The organism is Reyranella soli, assembly GCF_007992495.1.
In the GTDB taxonomy this organism is placed as follows: domain Bacteria; phylum Pseudomonadota; class Alphaproteobacteria; order Reyranellales; family Reyranellaceae; genus Reyranella; species Reyranella soli.
In genome coordinates, this window is sequence record NZ_BKAJ01000037.1 from 43,820 (window position 1) to 66,757 (window position 22,938).

The 22,938-nt window shown below is 63.6% G+C and carries 21 protein-coding genes and 3 pseudogenes; 9 read left to right on the forward strand and 15 right to left on the reverse strand.

Features of this window, described 5'->3' with window-relative positions; translation table 11 throughout:
• Window positions 1-402 precede the first annotated feature (402 nt).
• From RSO01_RS12455 to RSO01_RS12480, 6 genes are all read right to left on the reverse strand, one after another.
• On the reverse strand, window positions 403-1,599 hold the full coding sequence (locus RSO01_RS12455) for a citrate transporter (RefSeq protein ID WP_147149418.1): 1,197 nt from the start codon (window positions 1,597-1,599) through the stop codon (window positions 403-405).
• Between the two features lie 283 nt (window positions 1,600-1,882).
• Window positions 1,883-3,040 carry a patatin-like phospholipase family protein gene (locus RSO01_RS12460; RefSeq protein ID WP_246158346.1) on the reverse strand — a complete coding sequence of 386 codons (1,158 nt, stop codon included), beginning with the start codon at window positions 3,038-3,040 and terminating at the stop codon, window positions 1,883-1,885.
• 52 nt (window positions 3,041-3,092) lie between these two features.
• The gene (locus RSO01_RS12465) at window positions 3,093-3,593 is read right to left on the reverse strand and encodes a DUF302 domain-containing protein (protein ID WP_147149419.1); all 501 of its coding nucleotides are present in this window, start codon (window positions 3,591-3,593) and stop codon (window positions 3,093-3,095) included.
• A gap of 30 nt (window positions 3,594-3,623) precedes the next feature.
• Window positions 3,624-4,814: an MFS transporter gene (locus tag RSO01_RS12470; protein WP_147149420.1), complete on the reverse strand. Its 1,191-nt coding sequence runs from the start codon at window positions 4,812-4,814 to the stop codon at window positions 3,624-3,626.
• A gap of 29 nt (window positions 4,815-4,843) precedes the next feature.
• Window positions 4,844-5,302 carry a cupin domain-containing protein gene (locus RSO01_RS12475; protein WP_147149421.1) on the reverse strand — a complete coding sequence of 153 codons (459 nt, stop codon included), beginning with the start codon at window positions 5,300-5,302 and terminating at the stop codon, window positions 4,844-4,846.
• Between the two features lie 93 nt (window positions 5,303-5,395).
• A complete protein-coding gene (locus RSO01_RS12480) occupies window positions 5,396-6,274 on the reverse strand; it encodes a LysR family transcriptional regulator (RefSeq protein ID WP_147149422.1) in 879 nt (292 codons plus the stop codon).
• Window positions 6,275-6,441: 167 nt separating this feature from the next.
• On the opposite strand from RSO01_RS12480, the gene RSO01_RS12485 reads away from it, so the two are divergent.
• Entirely contained in the window at window positions 6,442-7,071 is a 630-nt protein-coding gene (locus RSO01_RS12485) for a peroxiredoxin-like family protein (RefSeq protein ID WP_170303014.1), read from the forward strand.
• A 242-nt stretch (window positions 7,072-7,313) separates the two neighbouring features.
• Here the strand turns inward: RSO01_RS12485 and RSO01_RS12490 are convergent, their stop codons facing one another.
• Window positions 7,314-8,222, reverse strand: coding sequence for a LysR family transcriptional regulator (locus RSO01_RS12490; protein WP_147149424.1), 909 nt, complete (start codon window positions 8,220-8,222; stop codon window positions 7,314-7,316).
• 80 nt (window positions 8,223-8,302) lie between these two features.
• Here RSO01_RS12490 and RSO01_RS12495 point away from each other — a divergent pair, with 80 nt between their 5' ends.
• Window positions 8,303-9,058 (forward strand): haloacid dehalogenase type II, encoded by a 756-nt coding sequence (locus RSO01_RS12495; protein ID WP_147149425.1) that lies wholly within the window; start codon window positions 8,303-8,305, stop codon window positions 9,056-9,058.
• A gap of 185 nt (window positions 9,059-9,243) precedes the next feature.
• Here the strand turns inward: RSO01_RS12495 and RSO01_RS48960 are convergent, their stop codons facing one another.
• Window positions 9,244-9,456: a hypothetical protein gene (locus RSO01_RS48960; RefSeq protein WP_246158348.1), complete on the reverse strand. Its 213-nt coding sequence runs from the start codon at window positions 9,454-9,456 to the stop codon at window positions 9,244-9,246.
• A gap of 92 nt (window positions 9,457-9,548) precedes the next feature.
• Between RSO01_RS48960 and RSO01_RS12505 the strand changes: the two genes are divergently transcribed.
• From RSO01_RS12505 to RSO01_RS12515, 3 genes are all read left to right on the forward strand, one after another.
• A complete protein-coding gene (locus tag RSO01_RS12505; protein WP_147149426.1) occupies window positions 9,549-10,331 on the forward strand; it encodes a 3-hydroxybutyrate dehydrogenase in 783 nt (260 codons plus the stop codon).
• A 74-nt stretch (window positions 10,332-10,405) separates the two neighbouring features.
• The gene (locus tag RSO01_RS12510) at window positions 10,406-10,714 is read left to right on the forward strand and encodes a hypothetical protein (protein WP_147149427.1); all 309 of its coding nucleotides are present in this window, start codon (window positions 10,406-10,408) and stop codon (window positions 10,712-10,714) included.
• A gap of 98 nt (window positions 10,715-10,812) precedes the next feature.
• The gene (locus RSO01_RS12515) at window positions 10,813-14,040 is read left to right on the forward strand and encodes an adenylate/guanylate cyclase domain-containing protein (protein WP_147149428.1); all 3,228 of its coding nucleotides are present in this window, start codon (window positions 10,813-10,815) and stop codon (window positions 14,038-14,040) included.
• A gap of 7 nt (window positions 14,041-14,047) precedes the next feature.
• Here the strand turns inward: RSO01_RS12515 and RSO01_RS47215 are convergent, their stop codons facing one another.
• Entirely contained in the window at window positions 14,048-14,275 is a 228-nt protein-coding gene (locus RSO01_RS47215; RefSeq protein WP_170303006.1) for a hypothetical protein, read from the reverse strand.
• Between RSO01_RS47215 and plsY the strand changes: the two are divergent.
• Window positions 14,192-14,821, forward strand: a pseudogene (gene plsY, locus RSO01_RS12520) (glycerol-3-phosphate 1-O-acyltransferase PlsY). The gene RSO01_RS47215 and the pseudogene plsY sit on opposite strands and share 84 nt — an antisense overlap.
• A gap of 83 nt (window positions 14,822-14,904) precedes the next feature.
• Here plsY and RSO01_RS12525 read toward each other — a convergent pair.
• From RSO01_RS12525 to RSO01_RS12545, 5 genes and pseudogenes are all read right to left on the reverse strand, one after another.
• The gene (locus tag RSO01_RS12525; RefSeq protein WP_170303015.1) at window positions 14,905-15,135 is read right to left on the reverse strand and encodes a DUF2798 domain-containing protein; all 231 of its coding nucleotides are present in this window, start codon (window positions 15,133-15,135) and stop codon (window positions 14,905-14,907) included.
• Between the two features lie 43 nt (window positions 15,136-15,178).
• Window positions 15,179-15,952 carry an HvfC/BufC family peptide modification chaperone gene (locus RSO01_RS12530; protein WP_147149430.1) on the reverse strand — a complete coding sequence of 258 codons (774 nt, stop codon included), beginning with the start codon at window positions 15,950-15,952 and terminating at the stop codon, window positions 15,179-15,181.
• Window positions 15,933-16,724: pseudogene (gene bufB, locus RSO01_RS12535) on the reverse strand (MNIO family bufferin maturase); the annotation flags it as partial. The gene RSO01_RS12530 and the pseudogene bufB, both read right to left, overlap by 20 nt.
• A 184-nt stretch (window positions 16,725-16,908) precedes the next feature.
• Window positions 16,909-17,991: pseudogene (locus RSO01_RS12540) on the reverse strand (adenylate/guanylate cyclase domain-containing protein); the annotation flags it as partial.
• Window positions 17,992-18,330: 339 nt separating this feature from the next.
• On the reverse strand, window positions 18,331-19,359 hold the full coding sequence (locus tag RSO01_RS12545; RefSeq protein ID WP_147149433.1) for a methyltransferase: 1,029 nt from the start codon (window positions 19,357-19,359) through the stop codon (window positions 18,331-18,333).
• A 1,492-nt stretch (window positions 19,360-20,851) separates the two neighbouring features.
• Here RSO01_RS12545 and RSO01_RS12550 point away from each other — a divergent pair.
• The 3 genes from RSO01_RS12550 (at window position 20,852) to RSO01_RS12560 (ending at window position 22,439) form a co-directional block, all read left to right on the forward strand.
• Window positions 20,852-21,067, forward strand: coding sequence for a hypothetical protein (locus tag RSO01_RS12550; protein ID WP_147149434.1), 216 nt, complete (start codon window positions 20,852-20,854; stop codon window positions 21,065-21,067).
• Between the two features lie 10 nt (window positions 21,068-21,077).
• Entirely contained in the window at window positions 21,078-21,407 is a 330-nt protein-coding gene (locus RSO01_RS12555; RefSeq protein ID WP_147149435.1) for a hypothetical protein, read from the forward strand.
• 507 nt (window positions 21,408-21,914) lie between these two features.
• Complete coding sequence (locus RSO01_RS12560) at window positions 21,915-22,439, forward strand: MaoC/PaaZ C-terminal domain-containing protein (RefSeq protein ID WP_147149436.1); 525 nt, start codon at window positions 21,915-21,917, stop codon at window positions 22,437-22,439.
• A 117-nt stretch (window positions 22,440-22,556) separates the two neighbouring features.
• On the opposite strand, the gene RSO01_RS12565 is transcribed toward RSO01_RS12560, so the two are convergent.
• Window positions 22,557-22,874 (reverse strand): hypothetical protein, encoded by a 318-nt coding sequence (locus RSO01_RS12565; protein WP_147149437.1) that lies wholly within the window; start codon window positions 22,872-22,874, stop codon window positions 22,557-22,559.
• Between the last annotated feature and the right edge of the window lie 64 nt (window positions 22,875-22,938).

Here is a 22,938-nt window from a genome sequence, read left to right on the forward strand (position 1 = left end):
ATCAGTCTCTGACGCCGAAGACGGCGCCACCTCCCCAGCCAGGCAGTAATGATTCTGACGTCAGCCGCGCCGCGCAGTTTCCGCCATCGTGCCGGCAATCGGCGCTGCTCGGCATACTGATCGTCGGCGAGATCCCGAGCGCACTGCCGGTTGGGGGGTGGGCCTCGTCACGCTCGGGGTGCTCAAGACGATCGGCACGTTCCGCTGGTTTCAGCGGACGTTGCCCTCGGGGCATTGATTCGACGAGCAAATTTTCGAGCCGACGCACTGATATCGTCTTGGACCCAGCCTGCAGCATGGGCTCATGTGTCTCGCCCCAGGAGTGAAGACGTCGCAGTCCCTCCACCGTACACGCGTGAGCTCGTCGGTCTTTCGCGTAAGGCGACAAAAGGGTGTGGATGCCTACGTCGGATGCCAACCGCGGCTTAAAAGTAGCGCAAAGAAGCCCCCAACGTAGGCCAGCGCGATCGACCAACCGAGTCGCAGCCAAGCGGCGACCGATCTGGCTTCAGGATAGAGGTTTGAAAGTGCCACACCCGCCGACGAGCCGAACCACACCATCGAGCCGCCGAAGCCCACGGCAAACGCCACGATGCCCCAGTCATAACCACCTTGCCTCAAGGCAAGCGCCGTCAGCGGGATGTTGTCAAAGACCGCTGACAGAAACCCGAGACCCAATGCGGTCTGCCAGGATGCCGCCGGTAAACGTTCGACCGGCATCATGGAGGCCGTCGCCACCAGAGAAACCAGAAATATCGCGCCTTTGACCGAACCCGGTACGACGCTCCAGTCGGGCTGCCGCCACAGCGCGGTCAGCAGTATCGCGATCCACAATCCGGCGCCAAGCAACGGCACGGCATCGAGCACACCAGGAAAGAACGCGTTCCCGGCGAGATTTACCGAGAAGATGGCTGCAAGCAGGATCAGAACAATGATGCCCCGCGACCAGTTGATGTTGGGCGCAGACGCCGAGATGTCTTTTGAGATCGGGCAATGCCGATGCTGCTGCTGCGATACCAGGGGGCCGAACACCGCAAATGCGACGCCGCTGGCGACAAATGCATCCAGTACCGCCAGCGGCGAGACGCCGTGTATCCACATCATCGTCGTCGTGGTGTCGCCAATGACGCTGCCCGCACCACCTGCGTTCGAGGCGGCTACAATCCCCGCCAGGTAGCCTGTGCTGACCCTCCCGCGGTAAACGTGCTTGGCGACGACGCCGCCGATAATTGCGGCTGCGATATTGTCGAGAAAGATCGACAGCACGAACACCATCGCCAGCAGTACGAGACCGCCAGTCCAGTTGTCCGGCAGCAGGCGCGGCATCGCGTCCGGAATGGCACTTCGCTCGAACTGGTTGGCCAATACGGCAAAGCCCACGAGGAGCAGCAGAAGGTTGGTGAAAGCGGGCCACTCGTGGCCGAGAAAGGCCACCAACCACGTCCCTCCTCCTGCCAAGCCCATTATTGAAACCTTGTAGACCACCGTGAGGAGCAGACCGGTGATCGCCACAGGAAGCGCTCGTCCATGCAGCGTGGCGATGCCGATGAGCGTAAGCCCGAAGATGAAAAATTCGAGAGGGATTCCAAACACATTCATGTAAGCACGTTCGACAACGAGAAGCCGTACACAGCCGTCCTCGCCAATGTGGCACCCCATCGAAATGAAGAAAGGCCCGCCACCCTTTGGAGCAGCGGGCCCCTCATGTTGGCCCGGTATCGCGCGTGACCCGTAGCCTCCCTGCCTGCCTCTCCGGACAGCGGCAGGACGATGGCATGGTTCGTCGACAGGAGTCGAGCCAATGGGAATAGTTGGTACGTCAGTCCGGAGTCGATCGAGCTGGCTATCAAGCCTCGTCCTGCCTCGAGGCACGCTCGCCGGCTCACTCGCCGGCCTCGTGGATCATCACGCCTGCCAGCGTGTCGACGGCGCCTTCCCACGGCTTCTCGGCCAGGATTTTCCGTGCATGATCGTGACCGGCTTTCCAGCGCCTCTCGATGCCGGAGCGCGTGAAGTCGATATCCTTGGTGTGGTCCTCGCCGTCTAGTCGGGGCGACAGCAGCCGCACCAGATGCATGAGCGTACCGCAGCCATATTCCGCGAGGTCCTGCACGACGGGATCGGCGCGGAGTTCCATGGGCAGGCGATTGGTCAATTCCCGCACGACGTGACGCAGCCGATGGATCTGCGCCTGCCGAGCGACGTGGCTCTTGCCGCGACTGGCGAACTGGATGTCCTTGTGGCGTGCCATCACCTGCTGGAGCGTCGTCGGATGCACGCCGGTGGGCTGCCACACGTTGACCGAGAAGATAAGCGAATTGAGCCGCGGCACGTCGTCGAGGACGACTTCGATGGGCGTGTTCGAATAGATGCCGCCGTCCCAGTACGATTCGCCATCGATGGTGACGGCCGGAAAGGCCGGCGGTAGCGCGCCGGAGGCCATAATGTGAGCCGGGCCAAGCGACATGGCCTGGGAGTCGAAATAGCGCATCTCGCTCGTGCGGACGTTCACGGCACCGACCGAAAGCCTGACCGGCTTCCGGTTGAGGCAATCGAAATCGACCAGACGGCCGAGCGTCTCCTTCAGCGGCTCGGTCGTGTAGTACGACGCCTTCTCGATACCGAGGGGAAAGGAAGGCCCCCAAATCGCCTGCGGATTGGGCGCGAAGAAGCCTGGGATGCCTGACATGACGGTCGACAGGTTGGCGAGCGAATTACCGAAGATCGGCGTTGGCCAGAGCTGGTCGAGCAGGCTCCTCCTGGCCACGCCGTCCCAGAATTCACGCAGGCGAGGAATGCGATTGGCTGGCTCATTGCCGGCGATGAGGGCGCCATTGATCGCGCCAATCGAGGTGCCAATGACCCAATCCGGCTCGATGCCACCCTCCATGAGCGCCTGGTAGACCCCGGCCTGGTAGGCCCCCAGGGCGCCGCCACCCTGGAGGACCAGAACCACCTGCTCCTTGACCACACGCTCCTTGGCCCGAGCTGTCGTCGTCTGCGTGAGAAGCGTTGGACCGGATGATGACATGGCGTTCATGGTGACGTTCCTTGCAAGGGGCGCGGCGTTGGACGGTACAAGTGCCTGGCCGTCAGTGCGCCGCGACGCTCGATACGATCGAGGCCGCAACTTCCGAGGCCATGTGGAATTGCGCGTCGCGGCTGTGCACGCCGTGGCGCTTGGCGATCCACGCGAAGTCCGTATAGGCCGTCCAGACCGCGCCCGACGCGTCGCGATAGACCAGGAGCCGGACCGGCCAGTCCAACCCAGCCTGCGGATTGGCGGTGATGAACTGCGTGCCGAGAGGCGGATTGCCGAAGATCAACAGGATCGACGGACGGAGTTCAATGCCCGCCTTGGCGGCCAGCGCCGACTGGTCGATCTCCTGGAAGAAGGTGATGCCCTTGGCGGCGATGTCCTTTTTCAGGCGGTCGACGGTCTCCTGAAGGCTGTAAGCGCTCTTCGTGGCGATGACGCCGGAGGCAGACACCGCGAGCTTGACGCCTTCGGCGGCGCCGGGAGCGCTCGACGACGTGAGCAAGGCGAAGGCCAGAAGCGTGGCCGCACATACCTGGGTGAAGCAGTTGGACATGAGATTCTCCTTGGGTGGGACTGTGTGTCTTCAGCTCGATGGGGCGAGCGCGGGCGCTGGGACCGCTTGGGTGCGCAGGGTGAGCCGTGCGGTGAGTACGGCGCCGAGCGCAAGCGAGAGGCCGATGCCGGCGACCGAGGCCGACCAGCCGAGCCGGTCGAAGACCTGGCCCAACACGGCACTGCCGGCGAGACCACCGAGGAAGTAGCTCGCGAGATAGAGCCCGCTCGCCGAGCCGCGATCGGTCGTGGCGGCGCGGCCGACGAAGCCGGTCGCCGTCGCCTGGGCAAAGAAGGTGCCGACGGCAAGCAGTGCAAGCCCGGCCAGCAGGGCCGCGAAGCTCTGGCTCAGCAGCAGCGGCAGTCCGGCCGCCGCGACGGCGAACGATGCCCACAGGGTGGACCGTGTGCCGAAGCGGGCGACGACCCGGCCGGCGAGCGGCGTCGTGACGATCGAGGGCAGAAACACGAAGTAGACCACGCCCAGCATCATCATGCCGACGCTGAAGGGCGGGCGGACCAGAACGAAATTCACGTAGGTGAATGTGCCGATGAAGGCGAACAGGATCAGGAAGCCAATGGCGAAGGAGGCGCGCAGCGGGGGATTCGCGAGATGGCCGAGCCACGCCCTGAACAGCTGCTCAGGCTGCCTGTCCATCCGCCGCATCGCCGGCGCGCGTTCGACGCTGAACCACACCAGCATCGCGCCCACCAGATTGAGGACGGCGAACACCCAGAAGTTGGCGGCGAGGCCGAAATGATTGACCAGGCCCGAGGCCGCCAAGCGGCCGAACAGATTGGAGGCAACATTGCCGGTGATGTAGGCGGCAAAGGCGCTGGCGGTGTCAGTGGCGCTGGTGTGCTCGCCGAGATAGGCCAGCGTCAGCGCGAAGGCCGTCGACATGCAAAGCCCCTGCAGGATGCGCAGCAGGGTGAACAGCGGGAGGTCCGGCATGGTCGCAAGCAGCGCCGTCGGAATCGCCAGCAGCGCCAGACTGAACAGGATTCCGCGCCGGCGATCGAGCCGGCGGCCGAACAGGGCAACGGCCAACCCGCCGATCGCCATGCCGATGGTGCAGGCGTTGACAGCGAAGCCCATGGCCGCCGGCGTCACCCCGTAGGCAGTGGCGAGCGGTGGCAGGATGGCCTGCGTCGCGAACAGATCGACGACCGTGAGAAAGGCAGTGACGCCGATCGTGAACGCGCGCAGGGGACCTGACATGGTTCGATCTCCGGTGAGATGTCGGCCGATCACATGTTGTGGTCGTTGGGATCGTGCTGGATGTCGAACGACAGCAGCACCACCGGTGCCTTGCCGTCATTCTTCCACCAGTGCGCCGTGGCGTGGGTCTCACGCGCCACCTCGCCCGCCTTGTGCAGGATCGGCACGGCGCAGTTGCTGGCGTGCTCATAAATCTCGCCGGTGACGACGTAGATCAGCGCCGGCCGGTCCTCATGGCTGTGCCAGGGCACAATGCCGCCCGGCTGGACCTCGAGCCTGCGCACGCGCATCAGGTGACCCTTGAGCGCGATCTTCTCACCGGCGAGGTCGATCTGCGACAGGACCTTGTCGGTCACGCCCTTGGCGGCCGTGGTGACCGGTTTGGTGGCATCGGTGCGCATCTTGTCGGCCGGGCATTCGCCGGCTATGGCAGGAGCGATCAGGTTGGCGCCGATCACCGTTGAAAGCAGAACACTGCGAAGGAACATCGGAATCTCCGTGCGGTTGAAAGCGCACGCAGCATCGACGCCCGTACGAGTCGTTTGAAATGCCGACTGGGAATTGATTCGATAGCTGGCGCGCTACGCCGCGTTGGCCCAGGGGAATGCCAGGATCTCGCGCACGAAGGCACCGACCGCAGACAGGTGTGGCCGGCCGCGCACCGTTACGACCTGGATCGTGCGCACGATCTCCGGGTCGATGAGCGGCCGCACGCGCAGGCCGGGCATCGTCACCGCGTGCTCGGGAATGAAGCTGAACCCCAGCCCTGCCATCGCCATCGCCTGCACCCAGTCGTCGCGATCGGAGCGGAACACCATCTTCACTTTCGAGCCATGCTCGCGCCAGACGTGCCCAGCGTGATCAAAGAACTCGCACTGCAGGCGATTGACGTAGGCGTGGCCGTTGAGATCGGCGACACGCACGGCGTTCTGGCCGTCGAAGGGATGGCCGGGTCCGACGCCGATCACGAAGCGCTCGTCGTAGAGCCTACGCGCGTGGAAACGCTCGTCAATCGCCTCGGGCTGGCCGTAGACGGCAACGTCCAGCTCGCCCTGCGCCAGCCGATCCTGGAGCTGCACATGCGAGCCGTCCTGCACCACCAGCCTGACCTTGGGATGACGCTCGCGGAAGGCCTGGAGGAAGGGCACGAACCGGCGCGGGCCGATGGTGCACATCATGCCGAGCTTCAGCTCGACATCGTCGAGCCTGGCGAAGCTTTTAGCCCGCTCCTTGGCGGCGTCGGTCTCGATCAGGACCTGCGACAGATGCGGGCGCATCATCTCGCCCAGCCCCGTCAGGTGCGTGTTATTGCGTTCGCGGCGGAACAAGGGGCCGCCGAGCTCGTCCTCAAGCCCCTTGATAGCGCGGGTCAGCGACGGTTGCGACACGTTGCATGCCTCGGCCGCGCGCGTGAAGTTCAGCGTCTCGCAGACAGCCAGGAAGTATCGGATCTGATGCATTTCCACGGCAAGGGTCCCCCGCAGGCCCGCCCATTGTGCCCCAAGCCATCATAGCCTGCGGCTATGGACAGCCATACCGGAAGGTATTTCCTGTGGCTCGGGCCGTGCCTCAGACTTCAGCCCATATGTCGCTCTCCCAAACGCTGCTTGAGCTCAGCCGTCGGCACATGGCGGAGCTCCCGACGCACGAGCGGGCCGAGATCGAGGACGAACTCGACCGCCTGCGCATGATGCGGGTGGCAGAGGAAGGCCTCGGTGTCGGCGATTCCCTGCCTGACTTTGCCCTGGAGGACGGCGCCGGCCGCACCTGGACGTCGGCCGATCTGCTGGATCGTGGCCCGCTGGTACTCGCCCTGTTCCGCGGCGGCTGGTGCCCGTACTGCGAGCTCACCATGCTGGCGCTCGAGGATGCGCGGCCCGCCATCGAGGCGCTGGGCGCCACGGCGGTCGGCGTCATGCCAGGCGGCCGTGACCAGGTCGCGAAGGCGGCGGCCAAGCGGGGCGTCCGCTATCCGCTGCTCGCCGATCCGGCCAATGGTTTTGTCCGCATGTGCGGGCTCGCCTACGAGCTATCTCCCGGACACGCCCGCATCCATCAGGCGCGCGGCCGGAACTTTCCCGTCCTGCACAACGATGCGATCTGGCGCCTGCCGGTCCCGGCCGTGTTCGTGGTCGAGCCGAGCGCGCGCGTCGCCTTCGCCTTCAGCGACGTCGACCCCGCACGCTGGCCCGATCCCGACGCGCTGCTCGCCTCGCTCGAGGACTTGCGTCAGGGGCACGTGCTATTGAAACGATAGGGCACTCGGCATTTCAGCGCGAGCCGCGGGTTCGAGCTGACGACACTCTACTGCTTCAACACAGTATCTTCCTTCGCATCGCGCGACGTCGGATCGCCGGCGATCCTCTGCAGGCCTCCTCGGCGAGCTTCGGCCAACCTGGATCGAGCTCCACGCCGTCTTTCCGGCCGGCCGGGCCGCGAAACCCGCCGCACGCATCTTCACCGATCATCTGGCGCACGCGCTCGGCTAAAGGCGCTCGGTCACGCGCGCTCCAGAACGCCCGATGCCGATAGCCGCGGGACTGCGAAGTCGAGGAAGAAGCGGACGCGCGGCGGCATGAGCCGTGCCGTCGGCACCACGAGCTGCACCGGCATCGGAGGACGCTCAAAGCGACGCAGGATCCGCACCAAGGACCCCTCCGCCAGCTCCGCCGCCACCTGATAGGACAGGACGGATAACACGCCGTGCCCGTCACGGGCCGCCGCGATCGCTGCTTCCGCCCGGTTAACCCGGAAGCGCGCATCCACCCGCACGACCTGGTCCTGCTTTGCGCTGTCGACGAAGCGCCAGTCGGCGCTGTTGGCGTGATTGAAGAACAGCACGATGTCGTGCGCGGCGAGATCTTCGGGACGCCTTGGCGTCCCTGCCGTCGCCAGGTATTGCGGGCTGGCGACGCGAATCCGGCGAACCATGCCGACGCGGCGCGCGACAAGGCTAGAATCGCTGAGATGGGCGATGCGCAGGGCGACGTCGATACCTTCCTCGATTAGGTCGACCGGGCGATCGGACAGGGTGAGCTCGACCGATACGTCGGGAAAGGCCTTGAGATAGGCCATTGTCACCGGCGCCAGGTGACGACGTCCGAAGAGCAACGGCGCCGACAGGCGCAGCAGCCCGCGCGGCGCCGTCGACTCTCCCGACGCATCACGCATCGCGTGCTCGAAATCGGCCAAAAGGGCGCGGGCATGGTTTGCCAGACGACGCCCCGCTTCGGTTGGCGCAATACGCCGCGTGTTGCGCTCCAGCAGGCGCACGCCCAGTCGTTGCTCGAGCGCGCCCAGCCGCCGGGTGACCGAGGCAGCCGACAGACGCGTGCGGCGCGCCGCTCCAATCAGGCTGCCGGCATCGATGATCGAGACATAAAGGGCGAGGTCGTCGAGGCGATCCATCCGGGCATTCCATATCCTGGAACAATCAATTGCAGATCGGCGCCATTATTGAGGGACTTCGCGACGTGTAAATGGCCGCCATGAAGACGCTTCGCCGCAATCTCCTCCTGGGTGCTGCTGCACTCGGCTCCGTCCGGTCGATCGCACCCGGCCGTGCCCAAACCGGACTTTCGTTCAAGGCCATCGCCTTCGACGGTTTTCCGATCATCGATCCACGACCGGTGGCTGCCAGGGCAGAGGAGATCTTTCCCGGACGAGGCGCTGCGCTCATGCACGCCTGGCGGACCCGGCAGTTCGAGTATACGTGGCTGCGCACGCTCTCGCGCCGTTACGCCGATTTCTGGCAGGTGACACGGGAGGCGCTGGTGGTCTCGGCCAAGGCGACCGGCCTCGAACTTACCGCCGACAGGCGTGACCATCTCATGCAGGCCTTCCTCGAGCTCAAGGTCTGGCCCGATGTCGAAGCGGCGCTGAGAGAACTGAAGGCGCGCGGGGTGCGCATGGCATTTCTCGCCAATCCGACCGAACGGATGCTGGAGGCGCCGCTGCGAAATTCCGGTTTGGACGGCTTGCTCGAACCTCCCCTCAGTGTGGATCGCGTGCAGGCCTACAAGCCCGATCCACGGGCCTACCAGATGGGGCTTGACGCATTCGGCCTCAAGCGAGATGAGATCGCATTCGCCGCTTCGGCCTCGTGGGATGCCGCGGGCGCAAAGGCGTTTGGCTATCCCTCGTTCTGGGTGAATCGCGAGAAGCTTCCGGTCGAGAGCCTCGGCGTCGAACCCGACGGCATAGGCGACGGCATGGCCGACCTGGTGAAATTCGTCCTGGTCTAGTGTCGCGGCAATAAGCGAGAAGCGCCGCTGCGCTGCAACTTTGCGCAAGGCCGCGCGTGGTCCCAGGCTCAGGCCGATAGTGATAATGGGTCGGCCTCGACCGAGTGCACAATGCCTTGCCATCGATCACGAAACGCGCCGGGACCGGCAGCTGTTACGACGGATCGCCGTTGCGCTGGGCAGACTCATGCCGGCAGTAGGGTCACCATGACCCTCTGAACGCGGCCGGTCCGGGCATCGTGCGGCGCGACATCGAGGGCCGAGTTCACCAGCAGGCAGCCACGGCGATCGGGATCTTTGATCGAGCGATCGATGATCTCGGCCAGGACCTCGCAGCCGGGCTTCGGCGGTCCGGCGGGCGCCGAGCAATCGAATGCCTCGCTCGAGACCTGCGCCATGCGCACGCGCTATCGAATCGGTAGGCATCCGGCATTTCAGTGACGCGCACGAGACGCGCAAGGTGCGATCACCGGATCACAGGAGATCGCACATGCTTCAAGGCAAGACTGCCATTGTTACGGGCTCTACGAGCGGCATCGGGCTCGGGATCGCCGAAGCCTTCGCGCGTTCGGGCGCCAACGTCGTGCTGAACGGCTTCGGCGAGGCCACCCAGATCGAGAGGACGCGTTCGGAGCTTGCTCATCGCACCAACGCCAAGATCGTCTATTCGCCCGCCGACATGAGCAAGCCCAAGGCGATCGAGCACATGGTGCGCCAGACCGCCGACACGTTCGGCGCCGTCGACATCATGGTGAACAACGCGGGCATCCAGCACGTCGCGCCGATCGAGGAATTCCCCGACGAGAAGTGGGACGCCATCATGGCGATCAACCTCAGCTCGGCCTTTCATGCCACCAAGCTGGTGTTGCCCGGAATGCGCCAGCGTGGCTGGGGCCGCGTGATCAACGTCGCCTCGGCGCATGCCCTGGTCGCCTCGCCCTACAAGGCGGCCTATGTCGCGGCCAAGCATGGCGTGCTCGGCCTCACCAAGGTGACCGCCCTGGAGACCGCCGAGGACGGTATTACCTGCAACGCCATCTGCCCGGGCTATGTGCGCACGCCGCTGGTCGAAAAGCAGATCGACGATCAGGCCAAGGCGCACGGCATCCCGCGCGACCAGGTGATCAATGACGTCTTGCTGAAGAACCAACCCAACAAGCGCTTCGTCGAGGTCGCCGAGCTCGCCGCGCTCGCGCTGTTCCTGTGCTCGGACAACGGCGCCGCGGTGACAGGCGCGGCGCTGCCCATGGACGGCGGCTGGACGGCCCACTGAGGCGGCCATCGTACAGATCAAGCGCGTTAAACTCGGTCGGGTGCGATCACGCGCCGACGACGGCGTCGGACATCATGAACCGCCTGAACGAGCTCAGCTTCAATTCATCGCTGATAGGCGAGATGCGGGTGATCGCTTGCGTCACCGACCTGATCGACGATGGAAAGCTCGATTCCAATCAGTACAAGCGCATCAACGTGCACTGGATCGAAGACGAGAAGCAGATGCGCGGGCTCGGCGTCCCGAGCAAGCTCAACGCCCGCTTGGACTTCCTGCTGCACCTGAAGGCGATCGGCCGCGAGGTAGCGGATCGCTGGATCGGCCACAATTTCGACGCGATCGGCCGGCGCTCGACGATCGACGTCAAGGAGATGTTCCTGTAACGAATCGGGCGCTCGCCCCGAATTGACCACCGAGGGGATGATGCATCGATCGCCCGAAGGGCGTAGCGTCCCCCTAAGTCGGAGGTCGAAGCGACCACATGAACGTCCGTGGCTGGCTCGAAGGCCTGGGGTTGGGCCAATATGCCGACGCGTTCGACGCGAACCATATCGACGCCCCGCTGCTGCGCGACCTCAACGGAGATGATTTGCGGGAGCTGGGGGTTGCCTCACTCGGCCATCGCAAGCGTCTGCTCGATGCCATTGCCGGCTTGCGCGACGAGGGGCCGGCGCGGGCGCCCGAGGCCGAGCGCCGGCAGGTGGCCGTCCTGTTTGCCGACCTCTGCAGCTTCACCGAGTTGTCGAGCACGCTCGGGGCGGAGGAGATGCGCCGCATCGTCGACCGGTTCCTTACCCGTGCCGACGAGCTGATCGTCGAGCACGGCGGCGCGGTCGATAAGCATATCGGCGACGCCACCATGGCCGTGTTCGGTGCGCCCGTGGCGCACGAGGACGATCCGTTGCGCGCCGTCGCAGCGGCGGAAGCCATCCAGCGCGCCATGCCGATGTTGTCAGCCGAACTCGGCCGGCCGGCGACGGCGCCGCTGCTCGGTCATATCGGCATCGCCCTGGGCGAGGTCGTGGCGGGCGAGATCGGCGGCGCCGTGCGGCGGGACTACACGGTGCTGGGTGATACGGTGAATCTCGCCTCCCGGCTGGTCGGCGAGGCCAAGCCGGGAGAGATCGTGCTGGATGATGCGACGTGGCGTGCCGTGTCCGGCCGAGTGCGCGGGACGGCGCTCGGCGAGCGCGTTCTGAAGGGCATCGGCAGGCCGCAGCTCCTCTGGCGCCTTGACGAGGTGCACGAGGGGGGCACGAGCGGCCGACTGCCCTTCGTCGGCCGTGAGATCGAGCTCGCCCAGATCTCCGCCATGCTGGCAGCGTCGCACCACGGATCGGTGTTGCACCTTCGCGGCGAGGCCGGCATCGGCAAGAGCCGGCTGCTGGCTGAGGCACTGTCGGAGGCCGTCCGCCGCGGCTTCGTCAGCATCCTCGTGCGGGTGCTCGACTTCGGGGCGGGTCGCCGCCAGACGCCGCTGCGTGTCCTGGCCGAGGCCCTGCTCGCGGCCCGGCCCGGCTGGATCGAGGACGCCGCGGTGGAGGGCAGCCTGCGCGCCGCCCTGCACGATGTTCTGGAACTGGCCATGCCGCGGAACCTGGCCACGCCGTATACGGCGATGCAGGACGGAAAACGCTCTGCGCTGCGCATCGAAGCCGTTGCCACCTTGGCTGCCGAGGTCAGCGAAACCATCCCGCTCGCGATCGGGGTCGAGGATCTTCATTGGGCCAACGATGCCGTGCGTGCCTTCGTGCGCGCGGCGGCGCGGCTGACCATCTCACGGCCGCTGGTGATGCTGACGACGTCGCGGCCAGAGGGTGATCCGCTGAATGCTGCGTTCCGCCGCGAGCTCGGCGGCGCGTCGCTGGTGGTGGTCGAGCTGGGGCCGCTTCGTGGCGACGCCATGCGGCGCCTGGCCCAGGCCGCGGCCAGCGTGGTCGACGAGGCCCAGGTCGACCGCTTCGTGGCACGGTCCGGTGGCAATCCGCTGTTCCTCGAGCAGCTGGCCCTGAGCGCCGCGCAGACCGAGGCGCCGGCACTGCCCGGGTCGATTCGTGGCCTGGTCCAGGCGCGGCTCGACCGGCTCGGTCGAACAGACCGCGCCGCTTTGCAGGCGGCGTCCGTGCTGGGCCAGCGCTTCGTGCTGCCGGCGCTGCAGGCCCTGACCGACGAGCCCGCGTACGATCCGCGGCCGCTGATCGACGGCGGACTGCTGGTGCGTGAAGGCGCCATCCTGATGTTCGCCCACGCGCTGATCCAGGAAGCGACCTACGCCTCGCTGCTGTCGGAGACGGCCCGCCGCCTGCATCGTCGTGCGGCCGACTGGCTGGGCGATGGCGAGCCCGAGCTGCGCGCCCAGCATCTCGACCGTGGCGGTGATCCCGAGGCCCCCGGGGCCTACCGGGTCGCAGCCGAACGACTGCGCGAGGCGAGCCGGCTCGCCGCCGCGCTCGAGAATGCCGAGCGTGGCCTGGCACTTGCCCGCAGCGACGACGACACCGTCGCTCTGGCCCTGCTGGCCGGGCGGCTGCATCTCGATCTCGGCGCAGCGCGCCAGGCGCGGCCACGTTTCGAGACCGCCCTTGCCCGCGCGTCGGACGATGTCGGCCGCGGCGAGGCCGAGCTCGGCATCGCCGAGTCCCTGCGCATCACCGACGACCTCGTCGGCGCGCGCGCCGCACTCGACCGGGCCCAGGCCACGGCGGAAGCGGCCGATCTGTCCGCGCTGGCATCGCGCTGCCATTATCTGCGTGGAAACCTCCTGTTCCCGCTGGGCCGCGTCGAGGAATGCATGGAGGAGCATCGTGCTGCGCTGTCGCTGGCCGAGCGCGTGCAGTCGCCGGCCCTGGTGGCGCGTGCGCTAGGAGGCCTCGCCGACGGCTTCTACGCCCAGGGACAGATGCGCTCGGCCGTCGAGGCGCTCGAACGCTGCATCACCGCGGCGCGCAGCGCAGGCGCCGCTTCGGTCGAAATCGCCAACCGGCCGATGGCGGCGATCGCCGAGTGCTACATGATGCGACTCGATGCGGTGCGCGACATGGCGGAGGTCGCGCGCGTGATGGCGCGCCAGGCGCACAACCCACGCGCCGAACTCATCGCGCTACACGGTCTGATGGTGGCCGCCATGGAATCAAACCGCCCGCAGGATGGGCTGCCGCATGTCGAGCGGGCGCGCGCCATCGTGGCCGAGCTGGGCGCGTGGCGCTTCGAGGCCGAGAACATAATCTTCGGCGCCGAGCTGCAGGCCCAGGCCGGCGAGGCGGCGCTGGCCGCGGCCATGGCGCGTGAGGCCCTGGCGCTCTGTCGCGAACATTCCATGGCCTACATGGGGCCTGCGACCTTCGGCATCGCCGCCAGGCTGATCGACGATCCGGGCGAACGGCAGGCGCTGCTCGACGAGGGCGACATGCTGCTGGCCGCGCCGACACTGGGTCACAACCATTTTTTCTTCCGTCGCTACGCCATCGACGCCGAGCTCGCCGCCGGTCGCGCCGAGGAGGCGCGGCGGCACGCCGTCGCCCTCGCGCGGTACGCCGAGCGGGAACCGACACCGTTAACCGATCTGGTGGTGCGGCGGGGCGTGCTGCTGGCCGATGCCGCTGTCGGGAGATTGACACCCGAGGGACGCGCAGAACTCAGCGAGCGCGGTAGCGGCGCGCAGCGGCTGGGCTTCGCCAATCTGGCCGAAGCGATGCTGACCGCCGTCTAGATTAGGATCAAACCCCATAAAGTCGGTCGTCGAGCTGTTCATCAAACAGTGACCCATAGCGGTCAAAGAGGTAGATGATCAAATCGTAACTGCCTGACGTGAGAGCGCCGAGGTGAAACTCATGGTTTTCTGGATAGCGAGTCTGGTTGGATTGGCGATCGGCTATCTCTTCGGTTCTACGCCCACGGGCTATCTGGCGGGAAAACTGCTCAAGAGCATTGATATCCGAGAGCATGGCTCCAAATCCACCGGGGCAACAAACGTACTGCGAACGCTGGGAAAATAGCCTGCGTTGGTGGTGCTCCTGGTAGATGTACTGAAAGGTGTTGGGGCGATCGTCTTTGTCTGCTGGCTTTATCCTTGGTGCCTTACATTGTCGTCGGCCGCGCCACCGACAGCGCTTGAGCTGCAAACCTCGTTGCCTTGGGCTGTTTGCCTGGCCGGCCTTGGCGTGTTGTTAGGGCATAGCCGTTCCATTTGGTTGAATTTTACAGGTGGCAAATCCGCTGCGGCAGGATTAGGCGTGCTGCTGGCGATGTCTTGGCCAGTAGCTCTAGTTGCCGCGACAGTTTTTGGCGTCGTGCTGGCTGTCTTTCGGATTGTTTCCCTTAGTTCGATGATAGCGGCGTTGACTGCGATCGCCCTTATCTGCGCCTTGGAGCAACCGTTGCCCTATCGGTTGCTGGTGATTGCAGGCAGCGCTTACGTGATTGTGCGCCATCGAGCCAACATTAGGCGGCTACTGGCCGGAACAGAGCCACGCCTGGGGCAAGTAGCCTAGACTCGTCGTCAGCGATGCTGGACCGGCCGGGATCAGACGCGCGGCGGATAACTTTATGGGTTTGGACTCTAGGCTCCGCCGAGCTACTCGCGCGTCAGCTGGTTGACGAGCGCCCGGATGAAGGGGGCCGCCAGGAACACCACCGGCAACATCGTCAGCCACGAGATCAGCCAAGAGGCGAGCCAGTGTTCAATGAACCTGGCCGCACCCGAAGGTGGATAGCTCGCGATCCCGGCTGCAACCAGACACGTCAGACCGGACTGGATGACACCGAAGACAAAATGACCGTGACGGCGTGGAATGCGAAGGTTCACAGCACCTTCATGCAACGCAAAGGCCGTGCCAGCGCCGCGACGGTCATGCCGGCGTGCCGGCGATAAGCAAGCGGAGCCGGAGCATCCGGCCGAATGTCGTAGCAAGATCAAAACTCTCCGCCATTCGGGAGGCGTGTTGCGCCGCGGCCGCCAAGTGATCGCCACGGGAAAGGCCCTCAACGAAAGCTGCTTCGTCCGGGGTGAGCACGGCAAACGCAGCGTCCTCGGAGCGTCGGAAAACCACGAGGCAAGCCGGACCTGCCGCAAGATCGACCTTGTCGACCGACGTTCCGGGTTGCGAAGCCTGCCAGATCAGATCGAGCGGAAAGGCCGATTCGATCAACGACGAGCCCGCCGGCAACCGGACCGACAACTTCGGAAGGGAATCCTTCGGCCAAGCGACCAGATCTGTGGCGGAGAGCCGAGGCTCCAACGGGGCATGAAAGGCGACATTCAACGCCCAGTCGAGTCGCGCGACGTCTGCCAAGTGGGGCAAGCCGTGATCAGCTTCATGCTCAGCAACGAATGGGCAAAAGCCGTCGCCATAGCGGCTTAGCACCGGATCGGCAGGAGGCGCGCCGGCAACGAAACCCAGTACAAAGCGATGGAAGCACTTCGCTCCGACCAGGGCACATACCGTCGGGAACGTCGACGCCAAGGCAGCCTCAAGGCTAAGTTGAAAGTGCCGGCGATGAATCTGCAGCCGTCGCCGCGCAGCAAAATGACCGCCGACCATGGCCGCGACGAGGGCGGGTTGGTCGTGCCCAGCGAGATGGGCTGCGAAGGCGACCTGAATCTCACGCAGCGAGGGCTGCATGGCTCATCTCCGCTCTCGCAAGCGCACGGCGAGCGCGCTCTGCTTCGCCGAGCAACACGTTTAGTGGTGGAATATCAGTGTCCCATTCGATCAATGTCGGACGCGCGCCAAATCGGCTCAGGACATCATCGAACAGCAACCACACGGCCTCGCTAACGCGGCTTCCGTGATCATCGATGAAGACCACTTCGCCGTCGGCTTCATTGAGTGCATGACCGGCAAGGTGATATTCCACAATCGCCTCCTCCGGCAGCTCATTCAGCCACTCAGCCGGGTCCAAGCCGATATTGTGCGCAGAGACGACGATATTGTTGATGTCGACGAGCAGGCTACATCCGCTACGGCGCACAAGTTCGTCGAGAAACTCGGCTTCCGTCAAAGTAGAGGTGTTGAACTCAAGATACCTCGAGGGGTTCTCGATAGCGACCTGCCGCCTCAGGCGATCCTGCATGCGCCCTACATTGCGAGCGACTACGTCCAGAGCCTCCTCGGTATAGGGAAGTGGAAGTAGGTCGTTGAAGTAGGCATTTCCGAGTCTGCTCCACGACAGGTGCTCCGAGACCAGTCCAGGCTGCAGTTCATCGACAAGTCCAGCGACACGCTCAAGATGCTCTTCGTCGATTGCGGCGGAACCGAGTGAAAGTCCCACCGCGTGCACAGAAAACTCGTGATGGCACTGCAATCGACGCACGTTGTAGAGCGACGGTGACGGACGCAGAAAATTTTCCGCATGCACTTCCAAAAAATACTGAGGAACCGGTGTTTCGAGTAGTTCAGCGAAGTGCTACCTACGTCGGCTGGCATGTCCAAGGCCCTCCTTCGCGCTGGTTTACACTCAGACGGATGAAAGTGCATGACCATGGATCGCATCAGTTCGATGCAAGCCGGCTATTGAGTTGCATCGACAATATCCTTGATACTTCTTCGGCTCACTGCGTAGCACGCAGGCGTGCAGATCAGCCGATTAGGCGATAAACACGCGCGCTTCCCTCGACGCCCCGAAGGGGTGCATCGAATTCGACAATATCGCGAGTCGCTAGCAATTCGCGTACGCCGGGGGCGGTATAGAGCGCCTCTGTCAGGCAGATCTCACCGGCATCAGCAAACGACTGCACACGAGCGGCGATGTTCACGGTCTGGCCGAAGTAGTCGATGTTCTCGTTTAGCGTCACCGCAATGGATGGTCCGCAATGCGCCCCTATCTTGAGAATGATGGCTGGACCGCCATGCTCGCGGTTGAAGCGGCCGATCTCTTGCAGGGTATCGATCGCCGCGGCGATTGCATCGGCAGGTCGCGAGAAGGCGGCCATCACGGCGTCGCCGATCGTCTTGACGATCGCACCGGCATGTCTATGAGCGACGGCGTCAAGTAAGGCGAAGTGCTGGCGGACCAGAGCATAGGCGTTAAGATCACCCAGACGCTCATACAGCGCCGTGGAGCCTTTGAGGTCCGTGAACAGAAAGGTCACTTGCCTCACCCCGAGGCCCTCCTCCTCGTCCACCCGTTCCGAACGGAACAGTCTCCGGAAGGTTTGCCTTGTAAGCAGCATTCCCCCTGACAGATAGGGCTCGAACTCCAACGCTGGCTTGACAGGCATCGCCACAATCTCGGGCGGCCAGTTTGTCAGCAACAGCGAGCCCCGCCGTGGGCCGGTATTGGTGATCTCGAAGATCACTGCTCCCGGGGTGATGGTTGCGATGGCAGGCGTGAAACGCTGGCCATCATAGTTGATCCGAACCCGCGCCGGCTTAGAAGCAGGAGAGCCTTGGACTGGAAGCATGAACCCGGCCTGGGTCTGGACATTGACGCCGGAAATGGCGCCAGGCCCAAGCTCGGCTTGCACGGTCGTTGTCGTCCCGGGCGGCAGGTATGTAGTTCCCCGGACCAAGCCGCGCAGGAAATCAACGAACCTGGTCTCTCCGCCAGGTAGGCGACCTGTGCTGGAGAACTTCAGCTTCCAGTGTAGATCCTCGACTGACAGGCTGTCGGCGTCATGCAGCGACAGGCGGCGCACTAACGGCGATACAGCGAAGGACACCGACGCCGACGTACCGGGCAGCTTCCTCGCGGGACATCCCCCGAGGCGGGTAAGCGGTCGAGTCCGGCTTCATTCTCTTACCGACCTAGAATCTGGCGTCGCAGATCCGGCAGAGGTTTTCCTTTGGGCCACGGCGTAGGCACCATCGGCAGTTCGTCGTCTACTAGGGTCAAAACTCAATAATGCGTGGTCGTCCACTTCCGCTTTCGGGCCGACTCCCGACTTTGCTCACGCGAAACACTTCGTCAGAGTTTGACCCTTAGCAGAAATCGACCATCAACAGTGCAGCGAGGCGTCAAGTTCGGCCTGGTCCTCGACAGGCAAGCCCAACGCTAGTCACTAAGTGGGATGGGTCTCGAAAATGCTGAGCACCGAGTTTGTCGAAACAATCCTGGCCAGCTTGAAGGCGGCGTCTGACAGGAGTTTCGCGAATTCTTCGCGAGTACGTTCCCGCCCGCCGTCGGACATCACCAACATCTCAAGGTCGATCAGGAAGATTTCCGGCGTTCCTGGCTGTCCAAGTTCCGGCAACTGCCGATCAAGAATTATCAGCCTATCCCCCGACGTCATGGCCTTCCGACAGTTGCGGAGGATCGACATTGACCGCGCATCATCCCAGTCATGGATCACCGACTTCATCAGGTAAGTATTCCCGCCGGTTGGAACAGTCTCGAAAAAGCTGCCACCAATGACCTTGACTCGGTCGACAACCCCGTGGTCCGTCAAGACGGGTGTCGCCTGCGCGACAACATGAGGCAAATCGAACAAGACTCCTCGAAGGGATGGATTGGCCGCCAGGATCGCGGCCAATAGCTCTCCCGTGCCTCCACCAACATCGACGACGGTGCCTGCCTGGGCAAAGTCAAACGCCTCAAGCACCGCTCGTATCTGGGCCGCCGATACAGCCCTCATCGCCTGATCGTGAATCTCTGATTCTTCCGGGTGCGCGGCGTAGAATTCAAATAGTTCCATTCCAAGCGCGCCCTCCGCTCCTCCGACTCCTTTGCGGACGGCTCCGATCAGATCTGCCCAACAGCGCCAACGCACGCCTCCCACTAGGAACAAGACAGCAGCGCGAAAGGAGCCTGGGACATCGGATCGTAACATCTCGGCCGCAGGGTTTAGCGAGAATTCACCGCCGCTCGATTCTGCAAAAACCCCAAGCGCGCACAGCGCTCTCATCAAGCGATGCAGGGCCGCTGGATCTGTTCCGGTGGCAGTCGCCAGTTCAGCGGCCCTCATAGGCTTTCGCGAGAGGTGATCTGCAACGCTCAGCTTTGCCGCTACGTGAAGTGCCTGCGATGTCTTCATTCCAGCGATAATCTGCCGAAGTGTGGCAATGGCTTGAGCCCGCGATTGTTCTTCCATGCCCGCCTCCCCCTATTGTTCTAAGGTGACTATGCTCCGCTGCTGATCTCCCGCAAGGGGCGCCACGCCTCGAATGGATACCGGACTGAGCCACGGCCATGATGACGCGGCGTGATTTGCTATGAGGAAGCAGCCCACACCATCTGGCCCGATGTCCGAGAGTGGCCGTCGGCTGGCCGAACATATCTCGCTCAAAGCGGACCGGACGCGCTGCTCGCCAAGGCGACGGAACTTGAAGCCCAGGCCGACCAGATAGAGCGCCAGCACAAGACCTAGCGGACGCGGCCGCCATCAGGGCCGCTGGTCGACTTTCCGGCCGGGCAGGTTGCCGCCGCGCCGCAAGCCTTCCTAGTGCCTTCCGGAAGGTTCTTGAGACTTCGGATCAGGGCCGTCGGGCAATGCCGGTAGGTGGTGGGTGTGGGACTACAGACACACGAGAAAGCGCGTTGCTTTTCGATACCCCGACGACTGCCGATGATATGGGGGCCGAGCAGCAGAATTGAAGACTCCGCCCGGTGACTAAAATTGCCGTCGCCGTGTCGCCACGCCGTGCTTCAACCAAAAAAAGCCCGGCACGGGGTAAACCCTGCCGGGCGCGTAGTTGAGGGAGGAGATACGCTCAGCGCGTCGCAAGATTTGCGCCAAGCGGCTGTGGACCAGACGGTGGGCTCTCGTGGATGGTCCCCGGCGGGGCGGATGCGGCCGGCCTACCTGGCTTGTCCTCCGTTGCCCTTGGTTCAAACGCCGGTTCAAACGTAGCGACGGCGCTATCCCAGCAACCGCGCAACCTGCGTGTGCTGGCCACGTCGACGGCCGGCTGGTGTGCGCATTCCTCTCGCCTGCAGTGCCTTGGCGAGCGATCGGAGACCTTGCACGCCCCCGCTGCTGTACCGCACGAACGCCCAGCTGGAGCCTGACGCTTGTGTTCGGTCGGCTACTGGCAGCTATCGACTTCCAGGCACGCGGCGCCCCCGGGACTGATTTTGCAGATCTGAAAATTACGCGCACCGACTTTGCTAATCTCGTCTCTTAGCTGACGAGCAAGAATAGGGCGGTGACCATGGAAGCCGAGCCCTCGGCTTTCTAGGTAGTCGTACAGCTGGTCGCGTCGACCCGCGTCTTTCTCCACCGCCGCACCGTAGCAGTAGGCTGCGCGCCGCTCCTCAGGCGAAAGGTCCACTTGAGCCCCAACCGGGAAAACCCACAGGGAGATTAAAAAAGCGATCCACCACCGCATGCACAAAATCGATTCCACTGGCAGAAAAACCGCCTGGGTTCGCCCAGCCAGTGCTGACCAAGGAGTGGGCGGGCGGCCTGATGTGACACTGACCAGGAGCACAAGCGCGCGAAGCCTGCTCCCTGAAGCAAAACCTGCCAATCAGGGAAATGGTTACAGGGCGGAGTCGATTGTTTCCCGTCAGTCCCGCCACGCCTGCGGCCGCCTGGCCAGCCCCCCCCGCAACCACTTGAGACCGGGCTGCGTAAATGGCTGATGGTCGACCAGAACGACCGGTCCGCCCGTCTCCTGGTGCGGGCATTGTACTATGCGACAGACGGCGACAGGCGCTGGTGGCTACTGCCGACCGAATTGAATGACCTAACGAAACACGCCATCGCAGTAGCCGTCGATCGCGGCTGGATGCTCGATCGCGGCGACAGTGTTCGCCTAACAGAAGCCGGTCGGGATCTGGTCACGCACGGTGATTAAAATGCCAATAATGGATTGGGAAGATTTTCTGCGCGACCATCACCGTCCGCATCTTTTAGAGGTGAAGCTGAAAGTTGCGACATCAGCCAAGATTCTTGCAGCGAGGGCAGTCTTGGAACGTCTTGCGTTGAGTTTGGGCACGGCTGGCAACTACGCGTTCCATTGGGAAGGTGCAGCTATCTATGCCGCGTTTGAAGAAAATGCTGATGCCGAGCGATTCGCTAAAGTGTTCAAACCCGAGCAAATCACACGTGATTCAGAATGGGCCTCGAAGACCTACGCGCGGATGGACGACGTTACTTACCAAAGGATCACAAGACTACTCAAACGTGGCCACTGACCTCACTGTGGGCCCAGCGCCAAAGCCAGAGGTCGCGACAATTGTTGCGCCTGTTTGGATTGAACGAGCATATCGGCTCAAGGGCGCACGGGTGTCCACCCGGACCCGTGACAGGTTTCGCAAAACGCAGTCCCCACTTTCCCGGTGCCATCACAGGCGGCGCACCGCATCCATTCGTCCGCCGCACCGGCACCTTTGTAGGTGCCATTACAGTCGCCGTTACGGCAGCTGGTGCCCACCACTTCGATCGACGCGGGCATGTTGCATCCCGCGCAATAGGCCACAGGCTTGGGCTTTTCGGCGAAGGTCATTCGTCAGCCTAGTGCCGCCCATGATAGCCCGCCAGAGTCAAAATCTGACTCACGGGAGCGTTTTGGCGGGCTGGTAAGTCCTCTGGAGTCCAGCCAGAGGCCAAAACAGCTGTACGAGTAAAAAACCGGGCCTAGCGGCGCTTCCCGCATTGCTGATCATCAAGCGGCCGGGGAAACTGTCGTGGGAGGCGCCATCATGAAAGTGATCTACCTGGAAGATCTATCGATCGGCGATAGCTGGGAGTCGAGCGAACACGTTGTCGATGGGGATGAGATGCTGGCCTACAATCAACAAAACGACCCTTGGCCGATGCACGTAGACCCGGAAGCCGCTGCCAAGACATCCTACGGTGGCGTGATAGCAAGCGGCGGGTACACAATATCGATCATGTATCGGCTGGGTCATGAAATCTACAATCGGCCGGACCGGCGATGGGCTTTTCTCGGTGGTTTAGACTGGCACTTGAAGTTTGTTGAACCGGTACGCGCCGGAGACAGGCTGCGTGAACGGATAACCATCTTGGAGGCCCGTCCATCAAGTAAACCGGGGCGGGGTATCACCAAGATCCGGATGGAGCTTGTTAAGAACCGCGGCGATGTTGCGTTGTCGGTCGAAAGCGTGGGAATGATCGCCGCCCGTCCTCCGAATACCAGCTTCGGAATGGACCGACATACGCCGACTGCTTTGCCGCCTTCAAGGTACTTTTTGATGCAGTTCTGAAATGGGACTGGCGCTCACCACCCCGATGAAACGTCCTCGCGCATAATGCTCGCCATAGCCTCCAAGTGCGCGATCTGCTGAGGGATGGTGCCTTCGTTGTCGTTCATGACGCCCGGACTACCCGATCTTGCGGAAGTCGGTGCTGGCGACCTCGTCGAGCTTCTGTTGCAGCTCATCTAGTGCATCAAAGAATTTGCTATGCCGCGCCCACTCCTCTGCTTCTTCCGGAGACAGCGTCAGGGCGAGGCGGTCCACCCTAGACACGTCGTCGTCGGAAGAGCGCAGCTGTTTGCCCACTAGCCACGCCCGTATCCAGTCGTGCCGCTCCACCTTGCTCGGCTTCCGTAGTTTGCGAAGCTCGAACCACCTGCCGTGCGCTGCGGCGCGTAAGACGGCGTCGACTTCCTGCTCCTCATCGGCGACGGGGTACGTCATGGCTATGCTCCTGAACCCGATTAATCTTGATCCTTTTCGCGGTGTTGCGTCCAGCACAGCGGAG

Bases quoted from the DNA above. Each gene is read 5' to 3' on its own strand.
- RSO01_RS12555 (WP_147149435.1), top strand. From the start codon at position 21,078: ATGGATTGGGAAGATTTTCTGCGCGACCATCACCGTCCGCATCTTTTA.
- RSO01_RS12550 (WP_147149434.1), top strand. From the start codon at position 20,852: ATGGTCGACCAGAACGACCGGTCCGCCCGTCTCCTGGTGCGGGCATTG.
- RSO01_RS12455 (WP_147149418.1), bottom strand. From the start codon at position 1,599: ATGAATGTGTTTGGAATCCCTCTCGAATTTTTCATCTTCGGGCTTACG.
- RSO01_RS47215 (WP_170303006.1), bottom strand. From the start codon at position 14,275: ATGCTCTCGGATATCAATGCTCTTGAGCAGTTTTCCCGCCAGATAGCC.
- RSO01_RS12470 (WP_147149420.1), bottom strand. From the start codon at position 4,814: ATGTCAGGTCCCCTGCGCGCGTTCACGATCGGCGTCACTGCCTTTCTC.
- RSO01_RS12490 (WP_147149424.1), bottom strand. From the start codon at position 8,222: ATGGATCGCCTCGACGACCTCGCCCTTTATGTCTCGATCATCGATGCC.
- RSO01_RS12545 (WP_147149433.1), bottom strand. From the start codon at position 19,359: ATGGAAGAACAATCGCGGGCTCAAGCCATTGCCACACTTCGGCAGATT.
- RSO01_RS12480 (WP_147149422.1), bottom strand. From the start codon at position 6,274: ATGCATCAGATCCGATACTTCCTGGCTGTCTGCGAGACGCTGAACTTC.
- RSO01_RS12505 (WP_147149426.1), top strand. From the start codon at position 9,549: ATGCTTCAAGGCAAGACTGCCATTGTTACGGGCTCTACGAGCGGCATC.
- RSO01_RS12495 (WP_147149425.1), top strand. From the start codon at position 8,303: ATGAAGACGCTTCGCCGCAATCTCCTCCTGGGTGCTGCTGCACTCGGC.
- RSO01_RS12460 (WP_246158346.1), bottom strand. From the start codon at position 3,040: ATGAACGCCATGTCATCATCCGGTCCAACGCTTCTCACGCAGACGACG.
- RSO01_RS12560 (WP_147149436.1), top strand. From the start codon at position 21,915: ATGAAAGTGATCTACCTGGAAGATCTATCGATCGGCGATAGCTGGGAG.
- RSO01_RS12530 (WP_147149430.1), bottom strand. From the start codon at position 15,952: ATGCAGCCCTCGCTGCGTGAGATTCAGGTCGCCTTCGCAGCCCATCTC.
- RSO01_RS12465 (WP_147149419.1), bottom strand. From the start codon at position 3,593: ATGTCCAACTGCTTCACCCAGGTATGTGCGGCCACGCTTCTGGCCTTC.
- RSO01_RS12565 (WP_147149437.1), bottom strand. From the start codon at position 22,874: ATGACGTACCCCGTCGCCGATGAGGAGCAGGAAGTCGACGCCGTCTTA.
- RSO01_RS12485 (WP_170303014.1), top strand. From the start codon at position 6,442: ATGGCGGAGCTCCCGACGCACGAGCGGGCCGAGATCGAGGACGAACTC.
- RSO01_RS12515 (WP_147149428.1), top strand. From the start codon at position 10,813: ATGAACGTCCGTGGCTGGCTCGAAGGCCTGGGGTTGGGCCAATATGCC.
- RSO01_RS12475 (WP_147149421.1), bottom strand. From the start codon at position 5,302: ATGTTCCTTCGCAGTGTTCTGCTTTCAACGGTGATCGGCGCCAACCTG.
- RSO01_RS12510 (WP_147149427.1), top strand. From the start codon at position 10,406: ATGAACCGCCTGAACGAGCTCAGCTTCAATTCATCGCTGATAGGCGAG.
- RSO01_RS48960 (WP_246158348.1), bottom strand. From the start codon at position 9,456: ATGGCGCAGGTCTCGAGCGAGGCATTCGATTGCTCGGCGCCCGCCGGA.